The organism is Nocardia sp. NPDC049935 (assembly GCF_055586645.1).
Genome location: NZ_JBVJHV010000001.1, coordinates 958,360 through 983,249, shown reverse-complemented (window position 1 = coordinate 983,249; position 24,890 = coordinate 958,360). Strand labels below are relative to the sequence as shown.

Here is a 24,890-nt window from a genome sequence, read left to right as displayed (position 1 = left end):
TCAGGCTCCCAGTCGTCGCATCTCGGCGCGGAAATTGTCCTCGTCCCAGGCCCGGCCGTCGGGCGCGTGCAGACCCAGATCGTTCAGGCCCGCGATCAGGCCGGGTAGATCGTGGGTGCCCCGGCCGAAAACCTCCATGATGGAGCCGGAGAGTTTGGTCTCGTAGGGACTGATGGGTTCCGGATGTGTCTGGTGGGGTTCGAGGTACTGCGCGGTGGGCTTGTCAGGCATGGGCTGTCTCCTGTCCGTGCGATGCCATCGCATCGAGGCCTTCGGCGATGAGGGTGAACGCGGTGACCCATTCGTTGAACGAGGCGGCGCGTTCACGGTGGGCGGGGATCAGGGCGCCGTCGATGACGACGAACACGCCGTTGTCGATTCCGCCCGCGATGCTCTGTGGTTGCGCGATATCCACACGGTCGTCGGGAAGCGAGGCGATCACCAGACTGGGCGCGATGACCCGCGCCAGGAGGTCGCCGTATCCGGCCGCTTCCGGATCGACCTCGGGATCGCCCAGAACCAGGCCGGCGACCAGTGCGGGCCGCCGGGCGGCGAGGGCGATGGCGCCGAGGGCCGCGGCGCCGGTGGACACCAGGTGCACGCGGTCGTACCCGAGGGCCGTGACCGCGGAGGCCGTGGCGTCGACCCACGCCTCGAGGGATCCCGGATCGGCGGCGGCCAGCGCGCGGGCTCGCACGGCGACCGCGCCGAGTGCCTCGACCTGGCCGGCGAACCAGAGCGCCGGATCCGGTCCGGTGTGCAGGCACACCAGGGGGTAGGCGGGGGTGTCGTCGGCCCATTCGTCGCGGGTCATCGGCTCAGCCCTCCCGTACCGGGATGTGCACGGGCGGTGTGAACGCGCCCGGGGCCGGTTCGACGGCCGCGACATCGACCTCCACGATCGCCGGACCGCGGGTCGCCACCGCGTCCGCGAACGCCTGCTCGAACTTCCCCGGCCCCTGCACGAGGGCATACGGCATATCCAGCGCGGCCGCGAGCAGATCGAACCGGGGCGTGAACAGATCGACACCGGAGCGGTCGAACCCATTGGCCGCCTGCATATTCCGCAAGACGCCGTAGCCGCCGTCGTTGAATATCACGACCACGCACCACGCACCGGACCCGGCCAGCGAGGCCAGCTCACCGAGATGTACGGCCAGCCCGCCGTCTCCGGCGATCACGGCGGTCGGCACCTCGGGACGGCCGAGCGCGGCGCCGATCCCCATGGCCAGCCCCTGGCCGATACCCCCGCCGAGGGGGAAGATATTGGTCTCCCGTTCGTAGAACGGGAGCAGCCGGTTGCCCCATTGGCTCGACGGGATGGTCACATCACGCGCCACCACGGATTCGCGCGGTAGCACCGACCGCATCGCTTCGCAGATCTCCGCGTAACCGCCGATATAGCTCGTCAGCGCCGTGCGGGCGGCGGTACGGCCGGCGGTCACCCGGGCCGGCCAGTCCGGGTCCACCGACGTAGCGGCCAGCGAAGCGTTGATCGCGGCGAGGGTGGCCGCCGCATCACCGACGATGCCGACCTTCGCCGGGTAGACCCGTCCTATCGCCGCCGGATCCACATCGATCTGGATCCGGGTATCGGGCAATCGCAGGTGGTAGCTCTTGGTCTCGTTGGAGCGGAAATGGGTGCCGACCGACAGCAGCAGATCGGCGTCCTCGAGTAACGGTGCGATCTCCGGCGCCGTCGCGAAGTTCCCGATCACCAGGGGATCGTCCTCGGGCACGATGGCCCGGCCGGAATTGCTGGTCAGCAGGCCGGCGCCGAGAGTCCGCAGCAGCGTTGTCAGTTCGGCCGCCGCACCGGCCGCGCCCCCGCCCACCCACAGCAGTGGACGCCGGGCCGCCGCGAGCAGCGCGACGGCGTCGGCGATCGCGTCGGGGTCGGGCGCGGAGGTTTCGAAAACCGGTGGTTCGTATGCGCGCTGATCGGCCGGGCGGGCCAGATATTGCAGGTCCGAAGGCCATTCGACGCTCGCCGGTCCCTGCGGTGCGGCCAGGATATGGGCGATGGCGGTTTCCAGTTCCGCTTCCACATCCGCCGCGCTGTCGATGGACGACGCGTACCGGGACACGGCGTCGAGCATCTGCAACTGTTTGGGTACCTCGTGGATGACGCCGCGCGTCGACCCGCCGGAACCGAGGTACTCGGTCTCGATCTGACCGGTCACGTGCAGGACCCGGCTGCCCGCGGTCAGCGCTTCCAGCATCGAACCCGCGGCATTGCCCGCGCCGGTGCCGGTGCTGGTGATCGCGACACCGATCTTTCCGGTGGCCCGCGCGTACCCGTCGGCGGCATTGACCGCCGCCGCCTCGTGCCGGACCTCCACGAAATTCAGTTCCCGCGCCACCGCTTCGACGAGGGGCAGATTGTGGATGCTGATCACGCCGAAGGCGGTGTCGATGCCGTGCCGGCGCATGACACCGACGAGCACGTCGCCCCCGGTGGGCTCCTTCGTGCCGGGACTGTCGGTGGTCGTCAATGGTCTGTCCTCCGGAAGAATTCTGGGATCGGCGCGACGCCGGGTGGGCTGATGGTCAGAGGTAGCGGCCGACGCCGCCACCGACGTCGATGCTGGTGCCGGTGATGTAGCCGCTGCGCGGCGAGAGCAGGGTCACGATGGGGAAGGCGACCTCCTCGGCGGTACCGAACCGGCCCAGCCCGATACCGCGGTCGGCGGCGATCTCCGCGCTCCAGGAGTCGTAGTCGAGTGCGGTCCCCGAGGTCTCGAAGCGGCGGCGCCACTGGCCGGTGTCGACGAGTCCGAGCAGCACCGAATTGACGCGGGTGCCCTCCGCGGCGAGTTCGTCGGCCATGGAATGGGTGAGATTGAGCAACGCGGCGCGCGCGGCCGAGGTAACGGCCAGGCGCGGTTCGGGCTGGCGCGACAGGATCGCGTTCACGTTCACCACCGCACCGCCGTCGGCGGCGGCGAGTGCGCCGCGGGCCGCGCGCACCAGATTCCAGGAGCCGAAGATCTTCAGCTCGAATTCCGCGCGGATCTGCTCGTCGGCCGTCTCCCCGAGCGTGGCCATCAGCGAGCGGCCGGCATTGCACACCAGCCCGTCGATACCACCGAATCGCCCGGCGGCGGCGGCCACGAAGGATTCGACATCGTCGCGGTCGGTGACATCGCAGGCGGCGAGGTGGATCCGGGCGGGATCGGCGCCGAGGGCATCGATCGTGGCGCGCAACCGGTCCAGGTCGCGAGCGCAGGCGGCGATCCGGGCGCCCTCGGCGAGCAGCATCCGCGTCGTCGCCAGTCCCACACCGGAACTCGCGCCGGTGACTATCACGGTGCGGTCGGTGAGCTGCAGATCCATCGGGTCGGTCTCCTTGGTGAGGGAAGGTTCGGGCAGGCCGGTCGCGGCGGTCAGTGCATGACGAATCCGCCGTCGACCACCAGGGTCTGGCCGGTCAGGTAGCTCGCCGCGTCCGACAGCAGGAACTGCACCGTGCCCGCCACATCGCCCGGGGTCTGTTCGCGATCCAGTACCTGGTTGTCGGCATAGAGCCGGTATCTCGCGGCCGGCACCGTCGCCGTCGCCTCCACCCGGGTCAGGCCCGGTGCGACGGCGTTGACCCGCAGCCCGTGCGGGCCGCCGTCACGCGCCATCGTGCGGGTCATCGCCATCACCGCGCCCTTGGAACCCACGTAGTGCACCAGCCGCGGTGATCCGTACAGCGCGGCGTCGGAGGCGACGTTCACGATGGCCCCGGCGCCACCGGAGACCAGCTGCGCGAACAGGTGTTTGCTCACCAGCCAGGTCCCGAACGCGTTGACGGTCATCACTTTCTGGAAGAACCCCTCATCGAGTTCCCAGAAGGCGTCGCCGCCGACCCCGTCGGCCAGGGCCGCATTGTTGACCAGCGCGTCCGCGCCGCCCATCTCCCGCACCGCGCCGGCCAGCGCCACCACCGAATCGCGGTCGGCGATATCGGTGACCACCGAGGTCACGTCGTACCCTTTGCCCCGCAGGTCGTTCTGTGCCTTCTCGGCGAGTTCGGCGCGCATCTCCGCGATGACGATCCGGTCGCCCGCGGCGGCCAGCCGTTCGGCGATCGCGAATCCCAGTCCGCGCCCCGCCCCGGTGACAACGGTCAGTCTGCTCATAGGTCCGTGTCCTTCCAGAATCGCAGGATATGGGCGGCCACCGCCGCCGGCCGCTCCTGGATCGCCGCATGTCCGGCGTCCAGGATCAGCCCGAAACGGGCCCCGGGAATCGCCTCGGCGAGCAGCCGCGATTCCTCGACGCCGGTGACGATGTCGTCGGCTCCCACCAGCACCAGCGTCGGTGCGGCCACCGTGGCCAGGCGCGATCCGGTATCGGTGCGGGCCATGAATTCGGCCGCGGCGGTGTAGCCGGGCAGCCTGACCCGCGCCATCTCCGATTCCACCGCGCGCGCGACCGCCGCGCCGCATGCGGGCGAGACCAGCCGTGGCGCCCGGGCCGCCGCGAAGGCGGTGGCACCCCGCTCCCGCAATTCCCCGACCCTGGCCCGCATCCCCGTCGCGCGCTGCGGGTCCACTCCGGAACCGCGAGTGCTGTCGGCGAGCACGAGCGAACGCACCGCTGCCGGATTCGACGCGGCCACCGCCGTCGCGATCACCCCGCCCCACGATGTGCCGACCAGATGAACCGGCTCGCCGCCGAGCTCGGCGAGCAGTTCGGTGACGACCGCGCTGTGGTCGTAGAACTCCGCCGAGCCGGGGGCGACGGGCGTGGGATCCGCGGATCGCCCGTACCCCGGCGCATCCCAGCAATAGGTCCGGTACCCGGCCGCGCTCAATGTCTCGGCCAGGGCGCCGCAGGTCGCGGCGCTTCCACCGATACCGTGCAGCAGCAGTACCGGTTCACCCGCACCGCGGACCTCGAGCGCGAGTCCCCGCGCCGATATCCATCGGGTGAGCCCGGCACCGGGCTCGGCGACGACGGTCACGGCACACTCCGGGTCTCGGTGTCGCCGTAGAAATAGTCGTCGATACCCGGGGTCACCCGGCCGCGGTGGCCGAGATCGGGAACTCCCGCCATCGCCGCGCGGACCGTGGTCGTCGGCGGGCCGGCGGTCCCCCACTGGTCGGAGAGCTCGGGTGTGCGCTTCCACGTCCGGCACAGCCACCGGTCCTCGTCGATCTGGGCGACCTCGGAGGTGTACTCGCACACCAGCCCGGCCGGATCGGTGAAATAGGAGAAGGTGTTGTCGCCCGGTCCGTGCCGGCCCGGACCCCACTGCGGCGTGATACCGCTGCGTTTGAGACTGCCCAGCCCGCGCATGAAATGGTCGAGACTCTCCATCTCGTAGGCCACGTGGTTGATCGACGGGAAATCGGCCTGGTTCAGGGCGATCACATGATGGTCGGAATTGCAGCGCAGGAAGGTCATCTGGTGTTCGGACCAGTCCGAGATCCGCATACCGAGTACCTGGGTGTAGAAGTCCGCGGTGCGATCGATATCGCTGGTGTTGAGGACGATATGGGCCAGTTTGCGGGGAATCGCGCGGCGTCCGGCCGGTTCCTGCGCCGAGACGGCGAAGGTATCGGCGGACAGTTCCAGACAGCGACCCTCCGGATCGATCAGTTGCAGGCCGTAACCGCCGCCCGCGTCGTCGAGCCGGCCCGGTTCGCGTAGCAGCGGGATACCCAGTTTCTGCAGGGCGCGGGCGGCGTCGTCGACCTCGCGCGGGGTGCCGAGCGCGAACGAGATCCGGTCCAGTGCGTTACCCGCGCCGGCGCCGAGTTGCAGGACGTGGTGCTCGCTGCCGGTGGCCCGCAGCCAGAAGGTGTCACCGTCCTCGTCGACAGTGCTCAGGCCCCAGGCCTCGTGATAGAAGTCGCGGGCGCGAACCGGATCGGGCACCGTGACCGATACCGACCGCAGGGCCCTGAGGTGGCAGACCGGGGTTCCGGAGAATCGCATGTTCGGCCTTTCCTTTCGATGGTGCCGGTTACAGGTCGAGGACCAGTTCGGCAGAGCGGCAGCGGGAAACACAGACGAACATGGTGCCGCCGGTTTCCTGTTCCTCCGGGGAGAGCAGGAAGTCACGGTGTTCGACATCGCCTTTGACGACCCCGACCTCACAGGTCCCGCAGATCCCTTCGGTGCAGGAGCTGTCCACCGGTACCCCGGCGTCCTGCAGTGCATTGAGGATCGAGACATCCGGGGCCACCGGAATCCGCCGGCCGCTACCGGCGAGGATCACATCGAAGGCCGTGGCCTCGCCCGTGGTGACCGGTTCCGGTGCCTTGAACCGCTCGATGCGCAACTGGCCCGGATCCGGCAGGGCGTCCCGGACCGCGCTCATCAAGGATTCGGGACCGCAGCAGTAGGCGACGGCCCGGGCTTCGGCGCCCGAGAGCAGCCCCGCGAGATCGGGATACCGGCCCGCTGCCTCGTCGTCCGCGTGGATCGTCACACGATCGGCGGGCAGCGAGCCGATCTCGTCGAGGAACGCCAGCGTCGACCGGGATCGTCCGGTGTAGAGCAGCGTCCAGTCCGCTCCGTCACGGTGCAGATCCCGCACCATGGACAGAATCGGGGTGATACCGATACCGCCCGCGACCAGGATGTGGCGGGGCGCGGTTTCGAGGGCGAAGTTCCGGCGCGGGCCTTCGACCTCGAGCAACCCGCCGACCTGCAGGGTGTCGTGGACGTAGGCGCTACCGCCCCGCGAATCCGGGGTGCGCAGCACCGCCACGGTGTACCGCGACCGGTCCGCCGGGTCCGAGCAGAGCGAGTATTCGCGGACGAGACCGTTCGGCAGACGCAGTGCGAGGTGCGCGCCCGGTTCCCAGGTGGGCAGCTCGGCGCCGGACGGGTCGGTCAGCGTGACACCGACGACCCCCTCGGCCTCCCAGGTCTTCTGCTGGACGCGCAGCGTCCGCCTCATCGGTTCGTCCATCGGTCCTCCTCAGCTTTCGTGGCGCCGCGAATCAGCGGGTGACGCCGTACATTTCGGAGCTGGGCGGATAGGTGGGCAGCTGCGGTTTCGGGGTGCCGATGATGACGCAGAACAGCGCGTCGGCGTCCGAGACGTTCGCGAGGCTGCGCGGCACCCCGGCCGGCACCCGGATCAGGTCGCGGTAGCCGAGGGTGCGCACGGCCTTCTTCGTCCCGTCCTCGACATCGTGGACGGCGACCTCGATCTCACCCTCCAGTACGTAGAAGACCTCTTCGACATCGTGGTGGGTGTGTTCGGGCCCGACCGCGCCCGCGGGCAGGCGCATATTGGAGAACGTGAAGTGGTCGGCCTTGATGATCTTGTTGTCGGTGTCGTGATTGCCGGTGGCGCCCGATCCGATATAGCGGACCTGGGCACGCTTGAAGCGGTCGCCGCCCTTGGCCGCCTGGAATCCCAGGGTGTCCCAGTCCTCGTAGCGCGTAGCCGCGCTCGCGATGCAGGAATCGATCAGGGCGTCGAGATCGACGCCGGTCTTCTCGGTGCTGGACATGGTGTGTGCCTTCCTCTGTGAGTGATCACTGGCTGGGTGCGGGTGCTATCCGCGGTGCGCGATGGCCTCGATCTCGACCGTCGCGCCGTAGGGCAGGGCGGCGACCTCGACGAACGACCGGGCGGGCCGCGGTTCGGCGAACACCGCCTCGTAATGCCGGTTCGCCTCGTCCCGCAACGCGACGTCGGTGACGAAATAGGTCGTCTTGACGACGTGGTCGAGAGTCATCTCGATGGTCGAGAGTCGTTCGCTCAGCCGGGCCATCGCCGCCTCGAGGGCCTCGCGGCGGCCGGGAACAGCGATACCGTTCTCGTCCACCGACAGGGCGCCGGAGACGAATCCGAAACCCGCGATACCGAAGGCGGGACTGTAGGGATGAGCGCTCATGGTGCTTCCTTCTCACAGACCTGCCCAGGGCAGCGGCTGCCCGGACATGTCGAGGTAGATGCTCTTCTGGTTCATATAGGAGCGGATTCCGTCGCGCCCCTTCTCGGTGCCGATACCGCTGTCCTTCAGCCCGCTGAACGGTGTGGAGATACTGAACTGCTTATAGGTGTTGATCCACACCGTCCCGGCCTCTATCGCCCGGGCGGTACGCCAGGCGCGCCGGTAGTCGGCGGTCCAGATTCCACAGGCCAGGCCGAAGACGGTGTCGTTGGCCTGCTCGACGAGATCGGTTTCGTTCTCGAACGGCAGGACCACGGCGACCGGCCCGAAGACCTCCTCCTGGCAGATGATCGCGCTGTTCGCGACGCCGGTGAGGACGGTGGGCAGGTAGTAGGCGCCGTCGGCGAGCGCGGGATCCGGCGGGACGGAGCCACCGCACAGCACCGTGGCGCCCGCCCGGACGGCATGCTCGACCATGGCCGCGACACCGTCCCGGTGGTCGCGGGTGATCATCGGCGCCACCTGGGTTTTCGGATCGGTGCCCGGACCCACACGCAGAGCGGTGGTCGCCGCGACCAGACGGCCGACGAACTCGTCGTAGATCGCACGCTGCACGAATACGCGGGACCCCGCGATACAACTCTGTCCCGACGACGAGAAGATCCCGTACATCACCCCGGCGAGCGCCTGTTCCAGGTCGGCGTCGTCGAAGACGACGGTGGGCGATTTCCCGCCGAGTTCCAAGGTGACGGGCATGAGCTTCTCCGCGGCGATATGCGCCAGCGCGCGACCGGTCGCGGTACCACCGGTGAACGAGATCTTGGCGATTCCCGGGTGCCGCGCCAGCGCGTCGCCGACGGTCCGGCCCGGGCCGGGCAGAACCGACAGCAGACCGGGCGGCAGACCCGCTTCTTCGGCCAGCCGGGCCAGCAGCAGCGTCACCCAGGGCGCCCACACCGGCGGTTTGGCTACCACCGCGTTGCCCGCCGCGAGAGCCGGCGCGATCTTCTGCGCATCGGAGGCGATCGGCGAGTTCCACGGGGTGATGGCACCGACCACGCCCATCGGCTCGTAGGTCGCCAGGGTGACGAAGGGGCCCCGCGCCGGGGTGAGGGCCGCTTCCATGGTTTCCAGGGCCGAGGCCATGAACCGAAAGGTGCCGGCGGCGCTGCGAGCGAGGGCGGCCGTCTCGGTGAGGGTCTTTCCGGTGTCGACGGTTTGCAGGGCGGCGATACGGGAGACGTTGGCCTCGATCGCGTTGCCGATCCGGTGCAGGACCGCGGCCCGCTCGTGCGGAAGCAGTCCGGCCCAGCCGGACGCCGCGATCGCCTGGGCGCCGCCCGCGACCGCGGACTCGACATCGGCTTCGACCGCGCCGTGCAGGCGGGCGAACACCTGTCCGGTGGCGGGGTCGACCGATTCGATGACCGCACCCGATCCGCGCACCCACCGGCCGGCGACGACGATCTCGTCGGTCGTATCCGGCACCGGCGCGCTGCGCGGCAGGTCGGGATCCGCGGCGCGGGCAGGCGTGGTCCGGGCCTGCGCCCCGGAACCGTTCCCGCCCTGCGGCGAACGCGTGCTCGTGCTGCTCTGTAAGTCCATCGGAGTGTTCATCCATTCCTCTGTCGCAGCACTGTCCGGGCCGATTCGGGCTCCGAATCCTTTCGGTAAAAGAGTCTGAGCTAAAAGATACTTACCGTCAAGATGTCTGCGTGAAGTTGTTGTCACCGGCCCGGTCCGGGCCCTGCTGCGCCGACGGGGGGCCGGCGAATCGGTCAGGCTATGAGATTCGGATATCCGGTCAGGTGGGCCAGCGTCCGCAGGATTGAGTACGGCACCACCGCACTGGTGCGCGGATTGTCCGCGCTCGGCAGATTCTCGATCTTGATCGAATACCTGCCGATCGGGCCCGATGCCTCGATCTCGTGACAGGTGAGATCCGCGTCGGGGTCGGCGTACAACTCCACCGAGACCGTCCGCCAATCGTTCACGGCGAAACTCACCGCGGCGGCGACGTTGAGGGATTTGGGGAACAGCCGCGCCGCTTCGGCCGGACTACCCGCGAAAACACGCAGCCGCCGCGTCGTGGTCCTGATCCGCTCGCGCTGCGCCGCGTCCATCCACGGCTGCACCAGCGATCCCGGGGATTTCGTCGACCGGACCAGCACCCGCTCGAAGGGCGCCGCGTCGCGCGCGGCGGCGAGCAGGTCCAGGCCGCCCACGGCGCCATGGGTGCACACCACCCGTCCCGGCCCGCGGCCGGCGATCCGCTGCGCGAATCCGGGGTCCGACAACGCCCCGACCGATGACACCAGCAGGTCACGGCCCGCGTCCACGACCTGCTGGGCGACCTCCCAGACGGCCTCCTGCGACGCGCATTCGACCACCACGTCCGCCACGTCCAGCGCCTCGGTCAGGGACAGCCGCGGCGCCGGCAGTACCGCCACCGGTGACCGGTTGACGATTCCGGCCAGTTCGGCGCCGGGCACGTCGCCGTGGCGCAGCCGGTCGGCCACCACGGCACCGATACTCCCGTAACCGAGCACGCAGACCCGCACCGGATCCCGGCGCACATCCGCGGACCTCCGCACACCACCGGGCGCCGTCGTCATCGCGGCACCTCGGCGGTGCGCGCGGCGATCGCCTCGTAGACCCGCTGCGGCGACAGCGGTAATTCCGTGAGCTGGACGCCCACCGCGTCGGCGACGGCCTGGGCGATGGCACTGGCCACGGGCAGCATGCCACCCTCCCCCATCCCCTTGCTGCCGAACGGCCCGGCCCCGTGCCCCTGTTCCTGAGTGATCGAGACGAACCGTTCCGGGATGTCCTCGGCGAGCGGCACACGATACAGCAGCGCCTCCGCGTTGAGCAGATCACCGTTCGCGTCGTACCGCATCTCCTCGAACAACGCCTGCCCGAGTCCGAACACCGCGGCCCCCTCGTCCTGACCGCGACACGCGATCTTGTTGATCACCTTCCCGGCATCTCCGCTGACCGCCAGTTGCAGAACGGTGATCCGCCCCGTTTCGGGGTCGACCTCCACTTCCGCCGCGGCCCAGCCGATTTCCCAGAATACGCACGGCGCCTCGAGCGGCGCGTGATGATCGTTGCGCGCCTTGTAGAACCCGTCGGCGGAGAATTCGAAACCGGTGTTGCCGAAGACTTCCATGATCATCGGGAAGAGATCGTGCACCTGCCCGCCGGGACCGTGGACATGCCAGTCCACGAGTTCGAGGGTAGCGGGATCGGCGGCGAGTTGCGTACCGGCCCAGTCGAGTACCTGATCACGGAGCTTCTCGGCGGCCGCCCGCACCGCCTGGCCCATCACCGCCACCCCCGAGGACGCGTTGGTGCCCTGGTCGAACGGGGTGTTGTCGGTATCGATGCGGGCGTAGGCCACCCGGTCCGGATCGCAGCGCAGCACCTCGGCGGCCAGCTGCGCCATCGCGGAGTGCCCGCCCTGCCCCATCTCGGTGAGGGCGCAGTTGAGCAGGACGTCGCCGCGCGTGGTGACCTTGACCCGCGCCATCGCCGGTTTGTTGATACCGCCGCCGTCCTTGACGCCGACCGAGACGCCCATGCCCCGGTTCCCGGTGCGTTCGCGCCGGTGATAGCCGATCGCGTCGGCCACCAGCCGCATCCCCTCCGCCAGATCCGAGTCGATTCCGGATTCGCCCGGTACGAACTCCTCGCCGAGCGCCTTGAGGTTCTTCAGCCGCAGCTCGTAGGGGTCGAGTCCGAGCCGGTCCGCGATCAGGTCGACCTGCCGCTCACTGGCCCAGGTCGCCTGGGTGCCGCCGAATCCGCGGTAGGCGCCGGCCGGAACGGTATTGGTGGTGACGACCTTGCAGACCGAATCGATATGCTGCCACCGGTAGGCGCCGGGCATCCGGTAGCCGGCCTTCTCCGCGACCGCCGGGCTGTGCTCGGCGTACGCGCCACCGTTGAGCAGCACCGTCGACTGCCGTGCGAGGAAGGTGCCGTCCGCGCGCACTCCAGACTTCACGATGAGCGTCGCCGCGTGCTGCGAGACCGTGAGAAACACTTCCTCGGTGGTCATACAGAACCGGACGGCCCGCCCGCCGCTGAGCTGCGAGAGCCGGATCGCCACCGGATCGGCCTTGGGCCCGTTCTTCGCGCCGAATCCGCCGCCGAGCAACGGCACATGCACCCGGATCCGGTTCTCCGGCAACCCGAAGACGCGCCCGAGTTCCTTGCGCAGGTTGAACGGTGACTGCGTCGAGGTCCAGACCTCGATCTCCTCGGAGGTCGCCTCGGCGACCGTGACGAAGGGTTCGAGATGCATATGGTTCATCCGCGAGAACCGGAAGGTGTCCTCGAAGATATGGTCGCAATCGTCCCAGACCTCGGGAGATCCGGTGCGGTAGCGGAACTCGTAACTCACGTTCGGTTCACTGCGCAGTGTGGCCGACGCGCCCTGCCCGTATTTCGGGATCGCCCCGAACGGCTCGTCCGGGTGGATGACCGGGGCCGATTCGGCGAGCGCCGCCCCGACGGTGAACACCGCGGGCAGCGGCTCGTACTCCACCCGGATCAGGTCCAACGCGGCGAGAGCGGTCCGTTCGTCGACCGCGGCGACCGCTGCCACCACATCGCCGACGTAGCGGACGGCGCCGGTCGCCACCACCGGCTGGTCCTTGACCATCGTCCCGTAGCACTGCAGACCGTCGATCTCGTCCTGGGTGACGACGGCGGTGACGCCGGCCAGCGCCCGCGCGGCCGAGGCGTCGACGGCGACGATGCGGGCGTGCGCGTGCGGACTGCGCAGCACCTTGGCGTGCAGCATGCCCGGACGCACGATATCGGCGCCGTAGACGGCCCGCCCGGTGACCTTGGCCGTCGCGTCCGCCCGCGGACGGTCCCGCCCGGCCACCCGGTGCCCGGGCGGCGCCGTCGGCAGTTCCGTGATCCGGTAGCCGCCGGTCGTCGCGGCGGCACCGACCACATGGGTGTACGCCTCGACCGGCGGCACCGTGGGCAACGACCGATCCGATACCGCCGTCATTCGCGCTCCCCGTCCTGCGCGGAGGTCAGCTCGGCGGCGCGTTCGACCGATTCCATGATCATCTCGTAGCCGGTGCACCGGCAGGTGTTCGAGCTGATCCACTCCCGGATCGTGCCGCGGTCGGGCCGGGGTTCGCGGCGTAACAGCCCGGTGGTCAGCATCAGCATGCCGGAGGTACAGAAACCACACTGGTAGCCGCCGCATTCCGCGAACGCCCGCTGCTGCGGGGAGAGCGTGCCGTCCGCGGCGGCCAGTCCCTCGACGGTTTCCACGCCGGCCCCGTCCACCGCGAACGCGAAGGTCGAACAGGAGGCGACCGGGACATCGTCGACCAGAACCGTGCAGGCCCCGCATACGCCCCGCTCACACGAACGCCGCACGCCGCGGCAACCGAAGTTCTCGCGGAGGACATCGAGCAGGACAGCGCTGGAATCGACGACGCACGTGCGCTTCTCGCCGTTCAGGGCGAATTCGATCGAGGTGCGCAGCACACTCGAGGGCTGGTCCGTGGCAGACGCGCCGGCCGCGGCGCGGCCGGTCCCGGGGTCAGACATGCGATCGATCCTCACGGTGGTGGGCGGCGGCTGCCTCGCACAGCAGCCGGCGGGTGAGCACGGTGACGAGGTGCCTGCGGTACTCGGCCGACCCGGTGTAGTCGGCGATATCGTCCGGGAGTTGCGCGGCGAGATCCGCCGCGGCCGATACGGAGTCGATATCGGCTGCCGACGTCACGTCGGTATCGAGACGCAGCGCGATTGCCCGGCGATATTCCGAGCCGGCCGTGGCGTGGACGGACAGGGTGCCGCCGGAGCGGCGCCGGATACCGAGGGCGACGGTGGCCGTGGGGCGCATCGAACGCTCGTATCCGAACCAGACGAGATCCGCGGTGGGTACCGCGATACCGGTGAGCAGCGCGGTCGTATCGTCGGTCCACAGGTCACCCACTGCACGACCGCGGCCGTCCGCCGAGGTCAGCCGGGCGTCGAGGGCATCGAGCAGCAAGGGCATCTCGTAGCGGAACCGCCGCGCCATCAGATTCCCGCCGACCGTGCCGGTATAGCGAATCCGCACGGTGGCGATCCGCGACCACGCCGCGGCGAGCCCGGGCACCGCCGCGGCGACGACCGGGCTGGTCGACCCCTCGAAATGGGTCACCATCGGCCCGATACTCAGCACGCCGTCCGCATGGGTGATCGACTTCAGGCCCGCCACCTTCTGCAGCGACAGCAGCGCCGCGGGCGCGCGGCCCTCCCGGATCCCGGCCACGAGATCGCTGCATCCGGCGCCGATCACCGCCTCCGGGTCCGCCGCGAGAACGGCTGTCGCCTCGGCGATCGATACGGGCCGGTACAACCGGAACGGAGCCAGTGCCGACTGGGTCTGGGCGACGATTCCGGACCCGTCGGCCGTGGTCCGCATCAGCGCGCCTTGCTCGGCACCGGCCGCGGCGCGGCGCCGGTGGTCTCCCCGCCGCGGAGCAGCCGCGTCACATGCGACCTGATCTCGACGAACCGCGGATCCGTTTTGGTGGTGATGTGATCACGCGGGCGGGGCAGGTCGACCTCGATCGTCTCGGCCACCACGCTCGGCGGTTTCGACAGCACGATGATGTGGTCGGCCAGGTAGACGCTCTCGTCGATATCATGGGTGACGACCAGTACGGTGATGCCGAGCGTGGCCTGGATCTGCAGCAGCAGATCCTCGAGCTCGGCGCGGGTCTGCGCGTCCACCGACGCGTACGGTTCGTCCATGAGCAGCAGTTTCGGGTGGCTGGCCAGCGCCCGGGCGATGGCGACGCGCTGCTGCATACCGCCCGACATCTGCCACGGGTAGAGCTTCTCCTTACCCGACAGGCCGACCGCGTCGATGGCCTCCTGTACCCGGGCCGCGCGCTCCGGCCGCGGCAGGTGTTTGAGCGGGAACGCGATGTTCTTGTCCACCCGCATCCACGGGAACAGCGAGCGGGCGTAGTCCTGGAACACCATGGCCAGCCCGTCGGGAACGCCGGCCACCCGGCGCCCGTTGAAGGTCACCTCGCCGGCGGTCGGCACATCCAGACCGCTGATGATCCGCAGCAGGGTCGACTTCCCGCATCCGGAGGGGCCGACGATAACGCTGACCTTGCCCGCGGCCGCGCCGGCGGTGATATCGCGGACGGCGAGATTGGTTCCGTAGGACTTCGAGATTCCGGTCAGGACCAGTTCCGCCGAGGTGATCGTCTCTGTACTAGTCATTTTGCTGAGTCACTCCTCGGTGCCAGGCCAGCGCCCGCCGCTCGACGAATACGAAAAGGAAGTTGAGTGCCACGCCCAGGACGGCCAGCACGATCAGAACCGACCAGAATCCGGTGTAGTCGAAATTGCGCTGAGTCCGGATCAGCAGATAACCGAGGCCGTTCTCGGATTTCTGGAGTTCGGAAATGATCATGATGATCAGCGAGAGGGACATCGCGGTGCGCACTCCGGCGAATATCTTCGGCGCCGCCCCGGGAAGAACGATATGCGTCAGTACATTCCAGCGCGAGATCTTGAACACCGCGGCCGCCTGCATCCGGCCGATTCCCACGCTCTGCACACCGTCGATGGTGTTGAAAAGGATCGGCCACACCACGGAGAACGCGATGAGAAAGATCTTCGGGCTGTCCCCGGTTCCGAACAGGAAGAAGAACACTCCCAGCAGCGCCGGGCTGGGCAGCGACCGCCCGAGGTGGATGAGCGGCTGGAACAGCGCCGTGAGGACGGGAACCGCGCCCAGCGCCACTCCCAGCCCCACCCCGATCACGACCGCCAGCAGCAAGCCCGCCATCGCGCGCGAGACACTCGGCAGGAAATGATCGAAGGTCGCGTCACCCAGGAAAAGGCGACCGGGGTCGGTGCCGAAGAAATCGGTGAAAACCCGCTGGAAGGCGTCCAGTGGCGGCGCGACGATCAGCGATCCGACCTCCGACTGCGACAGCCCCCACCAGGCGGCCAGGATCAGCACCGGAACGATCAGCCGGATCCCGGTATTGCCCAGCAGCAGCGACAGCTTCTTCCGTTTCGGCGCGGTCGCGCCGACTGCCGGCGACTTCTCCGGCGCGCGCCGGACCGCCGCGGCGACCCCCGCTTCGTCGGTGGATACGACAGTCACTGGGCCAGCCCCTTCTTCCATGCGAACACCTTGTTGTCGAGAACGGTGAAGGCCGTGCTCACCGCGACGCCCAGGACTCCGGCCACCAGCGTCGCGGCGTAGACGGTGTCGAGGTTGGTCGCGTTGGCGCTGTTGAGCAGGATGTAGCCGCCGATCCCCTGCCCGTTGCCGATCAGCAGTTCGGCGCTGACGGCGACGATGAGTCCGATCGACGCCGCGATCCGGATCCCGGTGAACGCGAACGGAAGCGCGCTGGGAATCTTGATCCGGCCCAGGATCGCGAACTCGGAGAGGCCGAAGGTCCGGGCCGTCGCGACGGCGGTGACATCCGTGGCGCGGACGCCGTAGAGGGTGTTCAGCAGAATCGGCCACATACAGGCGAGTGCCACGGTGATCGAGAGCGGCAGCATCCCCGAACCGATCAGCAACACCAGGATCGGGCCCAGTGCGACCGAGGGCAGCACCCGGAAGACCTCGACCGGGAGCTCGAAGGCGAGGAACACCCGGGTGAACGCTCCCATCAGGCCGCCGAGCACTACCCCCACCACGGCCGCGATCAGCAGACCGAGCATCCATTCCCGGAGGGTGAAGCCCACCTCCTGCCAGAACGTCTGATCTCCGAACAGTGCGCCGGCCTCGGCCAGTACCCGGCTCGGAACGGGCAATCCGGGGGTGGAGAGCAGTCCGGTCCGGATCACCACTTCGGCCAGCGCGGCCGTTCCCAGCACGCCCGCGATCCCGTAGGCGATCTGTTTGTTCCGGCCGAGCGGTTCACTGAGGAGAATCATGGTCAGCCCTCGAGGGTGACGAGGTGCGAGGTGACATCGAAGCCGTCGGGGACCAGGCCCTGCGCGGCGAGCATATCGGCGACGGACTGCATTTTCGCCGGGTCCATCGCCGACGCGAAGATCGGCAGCGACATCGACTGCGCCACCGCCGCGGGGACCTTGGCGACGCCCGGCAGCCACGCCCGGAAGGCGGCCTCGTTGGCGGAGATATCGGCGCCCGCCGCATAGATCGCGCGCGCGAACGCCGCGGTGGTGTCGGGATTCGAATCGGTGAAATCCTCGCCCGCGACGAAGATCGATGCGGGCAGGGCGTGGTTGGTGCCGGTGGTGAGATCCGCGATCTCCCGCATACCCGCGCCGCGCGCCGCCGAGGAGAACGGCTCCGGCGCGTAGCCGACGTCGATCGATCCGGCCTGTACCCCCGGAAGCATCTCGGGGAACGGCACCTCGACATAGCGCGGTTCGATCTCGGCGCCCTCGCCGGCCGCGAGATTCGCGATGGTGACGTCGCCGATGTTGTTGGTGGTGTTCACTCCGACGGTCTTGCCGTCGATATCGGCGAGGGATTTGATCGGGGAGTCCGGTTTCACGTACAGGATTCCGCTGCCGTCTCCGAGCGAGGCCGTATGCGCGACGGTCGTGATGGGGGTTTTCCGGGACTGGGCGATCGCCGCGGAGATCGAGTTCGCGATACTGAAATCGAGTTCACCGGAGGCGACCTTCTGGATACCGATGGGCCCGCCCTGGATCGGCTCGAGTTTCACCGTGAGCCCTTCCTTCTCGAAGAGGCCTTTCTCGTCCGCCCAGTACACCGCCGCATAATCGGCCAGCGGAAGAACGCCCACCGACACCTCGGTCTTCTCGAGCGTGCCGTCGGTCGCCGCCGCGGCCCGCTCCCCCGATCCGCTACACGAGGTCAGCAGCAACGCCGAGCCGGCCAGCAAGGCTGCGGCCGCGAGGCGGATTTTCGTCATGAACGTCTCCTGTCGGGAGGAAGGTGTAGACCGGGCTGATGTCCACCACAGATGCCGAACATCTTGGCTCCAAGAGATTTGTACTTCCTTACCGCTAAGAGGTCAACGGAAGAGCACCGCGAATTCGATGATTAACAGCCGGTTAATCCGGCCGGAACCTGACGCCATAATCGGAGAGACGCAGGTCACACCCAACGAGACGGCAGACCCGGCGACACCCGGCGGCGGAAAATTTTTCGCAAAGAGGACACCGGAAACGACGAAACGCTCCCAGATCGTGGGATCCGGGAGCGTTCGAGACGGGGTCGGTCAGGCGGGCCGATCGGCCGCGAGCACCTCGTCCTCCGGTAGTGCCGCCGTTCGCAGCGACCCCTCGAGCACGCCGAGCAGCCCGGCCAGCCGATCCTTCTGATCCGAATCCAGACCCACCAGCATCCGGGCCAGCTCCGCGAAATGCGCATCCGCGACCCGGTCGACGAGATCGCGCCCCGCCTCCGACAGCGTCACGTACACGACCCGGGCATCCTCGGCGTCACGTTCCCGCAGGACCAGACCGGCCTCCTCGAGCCGGTTGACGCGCAGGGTCAGGCCGCCGGTCGTGACCAGCGTCTGCTTCGCCAGCTCCCCCGCCGTGCGCCGGAAATCCGGTTCCGCGCGACGCAGGCACGCGAGGACGTCGAACCCCGCTTCGTTGGTGCCGAACTCTTCGAACACGCCGTTGATCCGCGAGCGGTAGAGCAGGAAACTGCGGTGCAGCCGCCCGAAGACCTCCAGCGCGGACACATCGAGTTCGGGCCGCGACTGCGCCCACTGCCGGATGATCTCACCGACACCGTCCGAGGATTCCGTCACTGCCTCTGCCCCAACCCATCTGTAGTCGTCGCACTTAGCTTTGCGCCAAGGTACTGTACGATTCTTTCTATCATCCCACCAGAGCAACGCTGGGCGGATCGTCTCACCGGGACACCTGGACCGCGGAACCGACGGCGGCCACCGGTAGCCGATCGCCCCCGCGAGCGGTAGTGCCTACCCGCCCGCGGACAGGCGAGACGAGATAGAGGGTAGTCCGGATGCACGAGGTGCTGAACACGGTCGCCGGTTGGCAGGCGGCCGGAATCGATTGCGCCATAGCGACGATCATCGATTCGGCGGGTTCCACCCCGCAACCCGCAGGCACCGTGATGGCCGTGGCCCGGAACGGGTCGGTCGCCGGCAGTCTCTCGGGCGGCTGCCTCGACGCCGATGTCTTCCACCTCGCCACCGAAGTGCTGGAGACCGGCACCGCCGCCCTCCGCCGGTACTCCGTCGACAGCGCCGACCCGTCGGTCGCCCTGATGTGCGGCGGGTCGGTCGAAGTGCTCGTCCGGCGTATGGGCCCGGAGGATTTCTCCGGGCTCGCGCTGATCCGGGACAGTCTGGCGGCGAGTTCGCCGGTCGCCACCGCCACCGTGGTGTCCGCCGGTGCCCATCTCGGCAGATCCCTGGTCGTCACCGCCACCGCACGGGCCGGAACCTGCGGCGACCCCCTCCTCGACGCGGCGGTCGCCGACCGGGCCACCCGCCACCTCGACGCCGGCACGCTGACGACCGCGCGGCTGGGCCGGTCCGGCGACTGCGCCGGCGACGAGGTGTCGGTGCTGATCTCGTCGATCACCCGCCCGCCACGGCTGCTGGTGTTCGGCGCCACCGATATCGCACATGCGCTGGTCCGTACGGCGAAACTGCTGGGATACTCCGTGACGCTGTGCGACGCCCGGCCGGTTTTCGCGACTCCCGGACGTTTCCCGGAGGCCGACGACGTGGTGGTCATGTGGCCCCAGGATTATCTGGAACAGACCACCATCACGCCGTCGACCGCCATCTGCGTTCTCACCCACGATCCGCGATTCGATGTACCGGCACTCCGGATCGCGCTGCGATCGAGTGCGGGCTATGTGGGCGCCATGGGCAGCCGCCGGACCCATACCGACCGGATGGGCCGTCTCCGCGCCGCCGGTATGACCGAATCCGAGTTGAGCCGCCTCTCCTCCCCCATCGGCCTGGATCTCGGAGCCGCCACCCCCGAGGAAACCGCCATTTCCGTTCTCGCCGAGATCATCGCACTCCGTCGCGGCGGCAGCGGAATCCGGCTGGGGCGCAGCACGGGCCCGATCCATCCGCCGGCGTCCGTCGACCACCCGGTCGCGGCCGTGGACACCCCCGATCCATCCGGGCGCCACGCCGCCTGAGGCGAGTCAGCCGGCGACCGGGGTGTAGGTACTCGCGTCGCTGACGAACTCGGGATTGCCGTACGCGGCCAACCGGCGCTCGACGAGTCTCGTGAGGTACCGGTCGAGGGCCGGGCGCAACCACGAGATCCGGTACGCACCCGTGACGATCAGCAGGCGCCCCAGGACGAAGGGCGCCGTCACCGCGATCCGCGCGAAATCGGCCGCCTCCATCGGCACGCCCATGGCCCGGCCGGTGCGGAGCCGGCCCCGGCAGAACGCCAGAATGAAACCGGCCTTGCTGTAACTCCGTTCGACCGAGTCGGCGATCCGGTCGAACCGGGTGTCACCCTGCCGCAGGTAGGCCGCCATCGTCGACCGGATCAGTTCGCCGCAGGTGGCGTCGTCGAAACCGTCGCGCAGCAGCGCCGCGCGGGCATGGAACGCCCGGATGATCCCCGCGGGCGTGGTCGGCAGCAGTTCCTCGGGCAATCCCAGCAGGAAGCACCGGTAGCGACCGAATTCCACCTGCGCGCGTTCACCGTCGGTGAACTCCGCCCGGCCCTGGCGCCGGACGCGGAGCGCCAGGAGATAGAGGTCGATCATCCCGGCGGGCATCTGATCGACCTGCGGCACCGGGACCCCGTAGATGTCCGGGTCCCACCGATCCGAACGGGTAAGCGCGTTGTAGCGGACCATCGAATGCATCAAGCGCACCATCGCCGCCGCTTCGAACCCCGGACCGTGCCGATCGAGCGCTCCGGGCAGTGTGGTCACCGCGAAGAAGTTCGCCGTCTCGTTGACGCGGCGAGCGGCCCGCCGCCCCGACAGGGCGCCGGTCAACGCCATCGGAAGGGCCGCATAGGTATTGGTGAACGTGGCGATGAACGCGCCCCGGGTCACGAACGGGGCCAGCAACGCCGCGGGGACGCGGGCCTGCGCGGCGCCCGCGCGGACCAGATCCATATCGACCCACTCGGGCGTGGCTTCCATCGCGGCGAGGAAGGACACCAGTTCCGGCGGCGCGTCGGCGACGGCCTCGATCCCGTCCCGGCAGGCCCGCCGGACCATGGTGACCAGTTCGGTCACACTGTGGCCGGCGCTCAGCGCGGCGAGCGGATCCGCGACGGTATCGCCCAGCAGCGTGGCGGTGGAGATCAGTTCGGTGAGCCGGTCGTCGGCCAGGATCGACTCGCGCTTCGCGAGCCACGCCGGCAGCGAGGACGAATCGGCGGGGTCGGTCGCCAGCCGGTACGGCTGCCGGTCGAAGTCGAAGTCACCGTAGAGAACGGGCTGGAGTTCACGCTGGCCGCGAACACGCCGCGCCAGCTCCGGGTAATACGTCGACATCGAACCCTCCACAACTAACAGTCTGTGAGTTAATACTCACGGAATGTTAGTTATGCTGTCAAGTATGAGTTCGCATCCCCGACGACGGATGACCGCCGAGGCACGACGCGAACAGATCCTCGATACCGCGCATACGATCATCGCGGCCGACGGCTTCCACGCGGCGACACCGAATCGGATCGCGGACGCGGCAGGGGTCAATCGTTCTCTGCTCTACCAGCAGTTCGGCGATCTACCCGGCCTGTTCGTCGCGCTGATCGATCGCGAAACCCAGCGGGCGGGCTTCCAGTTCGCCGATGCGGTGTCCGCGGGCAACAGCGGCGGCGCCGGCGACAACCCCGCACTGCGGGCTTTCGACAGCCTGCTGCGCGCGGTGGACGCCCACCCCGCGACCTGGCGGCTGTTCCTCTTCCCACCCGAGGGCGCCCCACCGGAGCTCTACGAACGCCTGGCCCAGTCGCAGGAGGTGGTCCGCGAGTATTTCGTCGGCCTGCTGCTGAGTATCGACCCCGACCTGGAAGACCCCGACTACACCGCGCGCATCCTGCACGCGGCGGGCCGGGAACTGCTGCAGCTCCGCCTGACCGACCCGGAATCGGCAACCCACGAACGCCTGCGCGCACTGGTGCGCCGCCTCAGTTCCGAACTGGTGCAGCGGATCCGGCCGGGGCAGCCCGGCTGACCGGGTCCGGCCACCGGGACCGGACCGCCGCCGGTGATTACACTCGCAGAGGTGACCAGCTGGGTGCTTCCCGCCTTCCTGGGTCTGGGGCTCGCGGCCGCCTGCGGATTCCGGGCCTTCCTGCCGCTGCTGATGCTCAGCGCCGCCGCGCATTTCGATCTGCTCGGTGTCGGCCTCAACGAATCCTTCGCCTGGATCGGGTCCACCGGGGCGCTCCTGGCACTGGCGATCGCCGCCGCCACCGAACTCCTGGCCGATCTCATTCCGTTCGTCGACAACGCGCTATCGCTGATCGGTACTGTCACCGGCCCGATCGCCGGGGCGATCGCGGCGGGGTCGGTCTTCGAGGCCGCCGATCCGGCCACGGCGGCGATCGCGGGCATCATCGTCGGCGCGCCGACCGCGCTCACCTTCAGCGCGACCCAGACCGGGGTCCGGGCCGCCGGCACGGCGACAACGGGCGGATTCGCGAACCCGGTGATCTCGGTCGCCGAGGATGTCCTGGTGTTCGTACTGGTCGTCTCGGCGATACTGCTGCCGGTCCTCGTTCCGATAGCGCTGGGCGGACTACTGCTGGCCGGGCGTCGGGTGGTCCGCGGATTCCGCCGGCGTCCCGAGCGGGAGCGTCCGGTGGTGGGCGCGGCCGGCGACCGAGCGGCGTAACGGCTCACCGCCCGCCCCGGCGGACGGGCAGCGCGGCCAGGGCCGCGGCGGCCGCCACACCCGCGGACAACCAGAACAGCACCGCCACTCCCGTGCGGTCGAGGATCAGTCCGCCGAGAAGCGATCCCAGCGCGATACTTCCGGTGAAGGCTCCGACGTAGAGACCGGCCACCGCTTCACGCCGCTCCGGCGCCGCCTGCACCGCCCACAGCTGACTGCCCACCGAGACACCGCCGTAGGCAAAACCCCACAGCACCAGGACCGCCGCGGCGGCGATCGGAGCGGCGCCCACCGAGGGAAGTGCCGCCAGCGCGCCGAAGATCCCGACGGCCAGCACGAACATGGTCGGCCGGACCCGGCGCGTCGCGGCCGCGCCCGCGGCGAAGTTGGCGACGATCCCGCAGAGCCCGTAGACGAGTAGCAGCAGCGAGATACCGCCACCGTCCACTCCCGACAGCCGCTCCAATGCCGGGCGCACGTAGGTGTAGGCGGCGAAATGCGCAGTCACCAGCAGAATCACTACGATCAGGCCCCGGCGCACCGCCGGAATCGCCAGGAGCGAACCCGAGTGCGCGGCGGCCGCGGCATCGCGTTGTGGCGGTAGCGCGGGCAACAGCGCGGCCAGGCCCGCGGCGAGGACGAGCCCGGCCAGCGCGACGGCGGCGAAGGCACTGCGCCAGCCGGCGAGATCACCGAGGAATGTGCCCAGCGGCACCCCCAGCACGGACGCCACCGCGACACCGCTGACGACCGCCGACACCGCGAGCGACGCACGACGGGCACCCACCAGCCGGAGGGCCAGAGCCGTCGCCAGTGCCCATACGGTGGCCATGGCGACACCGACGATCACCCGGCCGACCGCGAGCACCGTGAAGCCCTGCGCGACGGCGGTGATCAGATTTCCGGCGGCGAGAACGAGCGCCGCCACCACCAGTACGCGACGGCGGTCCCGGTCACCGATCAGCCGGGAGACGAAAGGCGCGGCCACCGCGGCCACGAAACCGGTGACCGCGAGACTGAACCCCGCCGTTCCCGGCGAGATATCCAGCCCCTCCGACATCGGGGTCAGCACACCCACCGGGAGCATCTCCGCGGTGACGACCAGGAAAGTGGACAGGGCGAGAACCGCGACGGCCGGCCAGCGGTCGGTGGAATCGGCTGCGGGCGGCCGTGATTCGCTCACAAGGGACATACATCCAGTCAAGGACGCCCCCGACACCGGAACAACAGCGATCACCTCATTGTTCGATCAGCTGAACTCATCGATCACCGCGACGGGAGGAGCGCGATGCCGGACCTACCCGTCCGCGAGCTGGAATGTCTGCTGGTACTGGCCGAGGAACTGCATTTCGGCCGCACGGCGCAACGGCTGCGTTTATCGCAGAGCCGGGTCAGCCAGCTCGTCGCCGCGCTGGAACGCTCGATCGGCACGCCGCTGGTGGAGCGCACCAGCCGCCGGGTGGCACTCACTGACCGAGGCGCGGAATTCGTCGAGCGGGTACGTCCCGTGTACACCCAGCTGATCCGGCTGGTCGACAGCGCGCGACGCGAGGCCGGAGGGGGCACACCGATCCGGATCGGATTCCAGGGCATCGCCTACGAGACGATCACCTGGACCCTCAACCAGTTCGCCCGGGAGAATCCCGAGATCACACTGTCGTTGCGAGAGCTCCCGCTCGGTGACCCCTTCGGGGCTCTCCTGGACGGCGGGGTGGACGCCGCCGTGGCGTTGCTACCGGTGCGGGAGCCCGGGCTCTCGGTCGGGTTCGCGTTCGCGCCCGTTCCGCGGATGCTGGCCGTGGGCAACGACCATCCGCTGGCACAGCTGGAACGCGTCGATGCCGAAGCGCTGGCCGGCGTGGATCTGGTCTCGGCGGACGGACCCGCGCCCGGGTACTGGCGCGACGTGCACTTCCCGCGTTTCACACCGCTGGGCAGGCCGATCGCCGGCTCGATCGGGGTGAGCACCCTCCAGGAGGGGATGACCCTCGCCGCGACGGGGCGGTACGCGCTGCTCACCTGCCTTCCGGTGGCCGAACGGAACCAGCGCTCGGACCTGCGCTACGTCCGGGTCACGGGGTTCGACGAGGAATCGCGGCTGGCACTGATCTGGCGTTCGGCCCACCGCCCCGCGCAGTTGACGAAACTCGCGGCACTGCTCGGCGAGCGTCCCGGCCCCGCGCGAGTTCCGGCCGGATCGGACGATTCCCGGCTCTGA

Annotated in this window: 26 protein-coding genes; 4 read left to right on the top strand and 22 right to left on the bottom strand. The window is 69.1% G+C overall.

Translation table 11 applies throughout. From position 1 onward, the window contains the following. The 20 genes from ACZ6SF_RS04610 to ACZ6SF_RS04515 form a co-directional block, all read right to left on the bottom strand. The gene (locus ACZ6SF_RS04610) at nucleotides 1-231 is read right to left on the bottom strand and encodes a recombinase-like helix-turn-helix domain-containing protein (protein ID WP_466060595.1); all 231 of its coding nucleotides are present in this window, start codon (nucleotides 229-231) and stop codon (nucleotides 1-3) included. After that, the gene (locus tag ACZ6SF_RS04605) at nucleotides 224-814 is read right to left on the bottom strand and encodes an alpha/beta fold hydrolase (protein WP_466060594.1); all 591 of its coding nucleotides are present in this window, start codon (nucleotides 812-814) and stop codon (nucleotides 224-226) included. The genes ACZ6SF_RS04610 and ACZ6SF_RS04605 overlap by 8 nt, the downstream gene beginning before the upstream one ends. Before the next feature lie 4 nt (nucleotides 815-818). Then, entirely contained in the window at nucleotides 819-2,432 is a 1,614-nt protein-coding gene (locus ACZ6SF_RS04600; protein WP_466061336.1) for a thiamine pyrophosphate-binding protein, read from the bottom strand. 118 nt (nucleotides 2,433-2,550) lie between these two features. Further along, nucleotides 2,551-3,336 (bottom strand): SDR family oxidoreductase, encoded by a 786-nt coding sequence (locus ACZ6SF_RS04595; protein ID WP_466060593.1) that lies wholly within the window; start codon nucleotides 3,334-3,336, stop codon nucleotides 2,551-2,553. 50 nt (nucleotides 3,337-3,386) lie between these two features. Next, entirely contained in the window at nucleotides 3,387-4,127 is a 741-nt protein-coding gene (locus ACZ6SF_RS04590; protein ID WP_466060592.1) for an SDR family oxidoreductase, read from the bottom strand. Continuing rightward, nucleotides 4,124-4,954 carry an alpha/beta fold hydrolase gene (locus tag ACZ6SF_RS04585; RefSeq protein WP_466060591.1) on the bottom strand — a complete coding sequence of 277 codons (831 nt, stop codon included), beginning with the start codon at nucleotides 4,952-4,954 and terminating at the stop codon, nucleotides 4,124-4,126. The genes ACZ6SF_RS04590 and ACZ6SF_RS04585 overlap by 4 nt, the downstream gene beginning before the upstream one ends. Continuing rightward, nucleotides 4,951-5,931, bottom strand: a complete 981-nt coding sequence (locus ACZ6SF_RS04580) for a VOC family protein (protein WP_466060590.1) — start codon at nucleotides 5,929-5,931, stop codon at nucleotides 4,951-4,953. Before ACZ6SF_RS04580 ends, ACZ6SF_RS04585 begins: the two co-directional genes overlap by 4 nt. Nucleotides 5,932-5,959: 28 nt before the next feature. Continuing rightward, complete coding sequence (locus ACZ6SF_RS04575; protein ID WP_466060589.1) at nucleotides 5,960-6,913, bottom strand: PDR/VanB family oxidoreductase; 954 nt, start codon at nucleotides 6,911-6,913, stop codon at nucleotides 5,960-5,962. Nucleotides 6,914-6,944: 31 nt separating this feature from the next. Further along, nucleotides 6,945-7,463: a cupin domain-containing protein gene (locus ACZ6SF_RS04570; RefSeq protein WP_466060588.1), complete on the bottom strand. Its 519-nt coding sequence runs from the start codon at nucleotides 7,461-7,463 to the stop codon at nucleotides 6,945-6,947. A gap of 45 nt (nucleotides 7,464-7,508) precedes the next feature. Then, the gene (locus ACZ6SF_RS04565; protein WP_466060587.1) at nucleotides 7,509-7,850 is read right to left on the bottom strand and encodes a RidA family protein; all 342 of its coding nucleotides are present in this window, start codon (nucleotides 7,848-7,850) and stop codon (nucleotides 7,509-7,511) included. 12 nt (nucleotides 7,851-7,862) lie between these two features. Then, nucleotides 7,863-9,455, bottom strand: a complete 1,593-nt coding sequence (locus ACZ6SF_RS04560) for an aldehyde dehydrogenase (protein WP_466060586.1) — start codon at nucleotides 9,453-9,455, stop codon at nucleotides 7,863-7,865. 173 nt (nucleotides 9,456-9,628) lie between these two features. Then, a complete protein-coding gene (locus ACZ6SF_RS04555; protein ID WP_466060585.1) occupies nucleotides 9,629-10,465 on the bottom strand; it encodes an aspartate dehydrogenase domain-containing protein in 837 nt (278 codons plus the stop codon). Further along, nucleotides 10,462-12,879 (bottom strand): xanthine dehydrogenase family protein molybdopterin-binding subunit, encoded by a 2,418-nt coding sequence (locus ACZ6SF_RS04550; protein ID WP_466060584.1) that lies wholly within the window; start codon nucleotides 12,877-12,879, stop codon nucleotides 10,462-10,464. The genes ACZ6SF_RS04555 and ACZ6SF_RS04550 overlap by 4 nt, the downstream gene beginning before the upstream one ends. Further along, the gene (locus tag ACZ6SF_RS04545; protein WP_466060583.1) at nucleotides 12,876-13,433 is read right to left on the bottom strand and encodes a (2Fe-2S)-binding protein; all 558 of its coding nucleotides are present in this window, start codon (nucleotides 13,431-13,433) and stop codon (nucleotides 12,876-12,878) included. The genes ACZ6SF_RS04550 and ACZ6SF_RS04545 overlap by 4 nt, the downstream gene beginning before the upstream one ends. Further along, entirely contained in the window at nucleotides 13,426-14,298 is an 873-nt protein-coding gene (locus ACZ6SF_RS04540) for an FAD binding domain-containing protein (RefSeq protein WP_466060582.1), read from the bottom strand. Before ACZ6SF_RS04540 ends, ACZ6SF_RS04545 begins: the two co-directional genes overlap by 8 nt. Further along, on the bottom strand, nucleotides 14,298-15,113 hold the full coding sequence (locus ACZ6SF_RS04535) for an ABC transporter ATP-binding protein (protein WP_466060581.1): 816 nt from the start codon (nucleotides 15,111-15,113) through the stop codon (nucleotides 14,298-14,300). Before ACZ6SF_RS04535 ends, ACZ6SF_RS04540 begins: the two co-directional genes overlap by 1 nt. After that, complete coding sequence (locus ACZ6SF_RS04530) at nucleotides 15,106-16,008, bottom strand: ABC transporter permease (RefSeq protein ID WP_466060580.1); 903 nt, start codon at nucleotides 16,006-16,008, stop codon at nucleotides 15,106-15,108. Before ACZ6SF_RS04530 ends, ACZ6SF_RS04535 begins: the two co-directional genes overlap by 8 nt. Beyond that, nucleotides 16,005-16,796 (bottom strand): ABC transporter permease, encoded by a 792-nt coding sequence (locus ACZ6SF_RS04525; protein ID WP_466060579.1) that lies wholly within the window; start codon nucleotides 16,794-16,796, stop codon nucleotides 16,005-16,007. The genes ACZ6SF_RS04530 and ACZ6SF_RS04525 overlap by 4 nt, the downstream gene beginning before the upstream one ends. Before the next feature lie 2 nt (nucleotides 16,797-16,798). Next, the gene (locus ACZ6SF_RS04520) at nucleotides 16,799-17,770 is read right to left on the bottom strand and encodes an ABC transporter substrate-binding protein (RefSeq protein WP_466060578.1); all 972 of its coding nucleotides are present in this window, start codon (nucleotides 17,768-17,770) and stop codon (nucleotides 16,799-16,801) included. Nucleotides 17,771-18,079: 309 nt separating this feature from the next. Then, the gene (locus ACZ6SF_RS04515; RefSeq protein WP_466060577.1) at nucleotides 18,080-18,622 is read right to left on the bottom strand and encodes a MarR family winged helix-turn-helix transcriptional regulator; all 543 of its coding nucleotides are present in this window, start codon (nucleotides 18,620-18,622) and stop codon (nucleotides 18,080-18,082) included. 218 nt (nucleotides 18,623-18,840) lie between these two features. On the opposite strand from ACZ6SF_RS04515, the gene ACZ6SF_RS04510 reads away from it, so the two are divergent. Then, nucleotides 18,841-19,998: an XdhC family protein gene (locus ACZ6SF_RS04510; RefSeq protein WP_466060576.1), complete on the top strand. Its 1,158-nt coding sequence runs from the start codon at nucleotides 18,841-18,843 to the stop codon at nucleotides 19,996-19,998. A gap of 6 nt (nucleotides 19,999-20,004) precedes the next feature. Here ACZ6SF_RS04510 and ACZ6SF_RS04505 read toward each other — a convergent pair whose 3' ends face one another. Beyond that, on the bottom strand, nucleotides 20,005-21,327 hold the full coding sequence (locus ACZ6SF_RS04505) for an oxygenase MpaB family protein (protein ID WP_466060575.1): 1,323 nt from the start codon (nucleotides 21,325-21,327) through the stop codon (nucleotides 20,005-20,007). Between the two features lie 88 nt (nucleotides 21,328-21,415). On the opposite strand from ACZ6SF_RS04505, the gene ACZ6SF_RS04500 reads away from it, so the two are divergent. Both ACZ6SF_RS04500 and ACZ6SF_RS04495 read left to right on the top strand, forming a co-directional pair. After that, the gene (locus ACZ6SF_RS04500; RefSeq protein WP_466061335.1) at nucleotides 21,416-22,009 is read left to right on the top strand and encodes a TetR/AcrR family transcriptional regulator; all 594 of its coding nucleotides are present in this window, start codon (nucleotides 21,416-21,418) and stop codon (nucleotides 22,007-22,009) included. A 51-nt stretch (nucleotides 22,010-22,060) separates the two neighbouring features. Continuing rightward, nucleotides 22,061-22,672, top strand: coding sequence for a DUF4126 domain-containing protein (locus ACZ6SF_RS04495; RefSeq protein ID WP_466060574.1), 612 nt, complete (start codon nucleotides 22,061-22,063; stop codon nucleotides 22,670-22,672). A 4-nt stretch (nucleotides 22,673-22,676) separates the two neighbouring features. Here the strand turns inward: ACZ6SF_RS04495 and ACZ6SF_RS04490 are convergent, their stop codons facing one another. Further along, the gene (locus ACZ6SF_RS04490) at nucleotides 22,677-23,864 is read right to left on the bottom strand and encodes an MFS transporter (protein ID WP_466060573.1); all 1,188 of its coding nucleotides are present in this window, start codon (nucleotides 23,862-23,864) and stop codon (nucleotides 22,677-22,679) included. 96 nt (nucleotides 23,865-23,960) lie between these two features. Between ACZ6SF_RS04490 and ACZ6SF_RS04485 the strand changes: the two genes are divergently transcribed. After that, nucleotides 23,961-24,890: a LysR family transcriptional regulator gene (locus ACZ6SF_RS04485; RefSeq protein WP_466060572.1), complete on the top strand. Its 930-nt coding sequence runs from the start codon at nucleotides 23,961-23,963 to the stop codon at nucleotides 24,888-24,890.

Coding starts and splice junctions, on each gene's coding strand:
- ACZ6SF_RS04610 (WP_466060595.1), bottom strand. CDS start 231: ATGCCTGACAAGCCCACCGCGCAGTACCTCGAACCCCACCAGACACAT.
- ACZ6SF_RS04605 (WP_466060594.1), bottom strand. CDS start 814: ATGACCCGCGACGAATGGGCCGACGACACCCCCGCCTACCCCCTGGTG.
- ACZ6SF_RS04600 (WP_466061336.1), bottom strand. CDS start 2,432: ATGCGCCGGCACGGCATCGACACCGCCTTCGGCGTGATCAGCATCCAC.
- ACZ6SF_RS04595 (WP_466060593.1), bottom strand. CDS start 3,336: ATGGATCTGCAGCTCACCGACCGCACCGTGATAGTCACCGGCGCGAGT.
- ACZ6SF_RS04590 (WP_466060592.1), bottom strand. CDS start 4,127: ATGAGCAGACTGACCGTTGTCACCGGGGCGGGGCGCGGACTGGGATTC.
- ACZ6SF_RS04580 (WP_466060590.1), bottom strand. CDS start 5,931: ATGCGATTCTCCGGAACCCCGGTCTGCCACCTCAGGGCCCTGCGGTCG.
- ACZ6SF_RS04575 (WP_466060589.1), bottom strand. CDS start 6,913: ATGGACGAACCGATGAGGCGGACGCTGCGCGTCCAGCAGAAGACCTGG.
- ACZ6SF_RS04570 (WP_466060588.1), bottom strand. CDS start 7,463: ATGTCCAGCACCGAGAAGACCGGCGTCGATCTCGACGCCCTGATCGAT.
- ACZ6SF_RS04565 (WP_466060587.1), bottom strand. CDS start 7,850: ATGAGCGCTCATCCCTACAGTCCCGCCTTCGGTATCGCGGGTTTCGGA.
- ACZ6SF_RS04560 (WP_466060586.1), bottom strand. CDS start 9,455: ATGGACTTACAGAGCAGCACGAGCACGCGTTCGCCGCAGGGCGGGAAC.
- ACZ6SF_RS04555 (WP_466060585.1), bottom strand. CDS start 10,465: ATGACGACGGCGCCCGGTGGTGTGCGGAGGTCCGCGGATGTGCGCCGG.
- ACZ6SF_RS04550 (WP_466060584.1), bottom strand. CDS start 12,879: ATGACGGCGGTATCGGATCGGTCGTTGCCCACGGTGCCGCCGGTCGAG.
- ACZ6SF_RS04545 (WP_466060583.1), bottom strand. CDS start 13,433: ATGTCTGACCCCGGGACCGGCCGCGCCGCGGCCGGCGCGTCTGCCACG.
- ACZ6SF_RS04540 (WP_466060582.1), bottom strand. CDS start 14,298: ATGCGGACCACGGCCGACGGGTCCGGAATCGTCGCCCAGACCCAGTCG.
- ACZ6SF_RS04535 (WP_466060581.1), bottom strand. CDS start 15,113: ATGACTAGTACAGAGACGATCACCTCGGCGGAACTGGTCCTGACCGGA.
- ACZ6SF_RS04525 (WP_466060579.1), bottom strand. CDS start 16,796: ATGATTCTCCTCAGTGAACCGCTCGGCCGGAACAAACAGATCGCCTAC.
- ACZ6SF_RS04520 (WP_466060578.1), bottom strand. CDS start 17,770: ATGACGAAAATCCGCCTCGCGGCCGCAGCCTTGCTGGCCGGCTCGGCG.
- ACZ6SF_RS04510 (WP_466060576.1), top strand. CDS start 18,841: ATGCACGAGGTGCTGAACACGGTCGCCGGTTGGCAGGCGGCCGGAATC.
- ACZ6SF_RS04505 (WP_466060575.1), bottom strand. CDS start 21,327: ATGTCGACGTATTACCCGGAGCTGGCGCGGCGTGTTCGCGGCCAGCGT.
- ACZ6SF_RS04500 (WP_466061335.1), top strand. CDS start 21,416: ATGACCGCCGAGGCACGACGCGAACAGATCCTCGATACCGCGCATACG.
- ACZ6SF_RS04490 (WP_466060573.1), bottom strand. CDS start 23,864: ATGTCCCTTGTGAGCGAATCACGGCCGCCCGCAGCCGATTCCACCGAC.
- ACZ6SF_RS04485 (WP_466060572.1), top strand. CDS start 23,961: ATGCCGGACCTACCCGTCCGCGAGCTGGAATGTCTGCTGGTACTGGCC.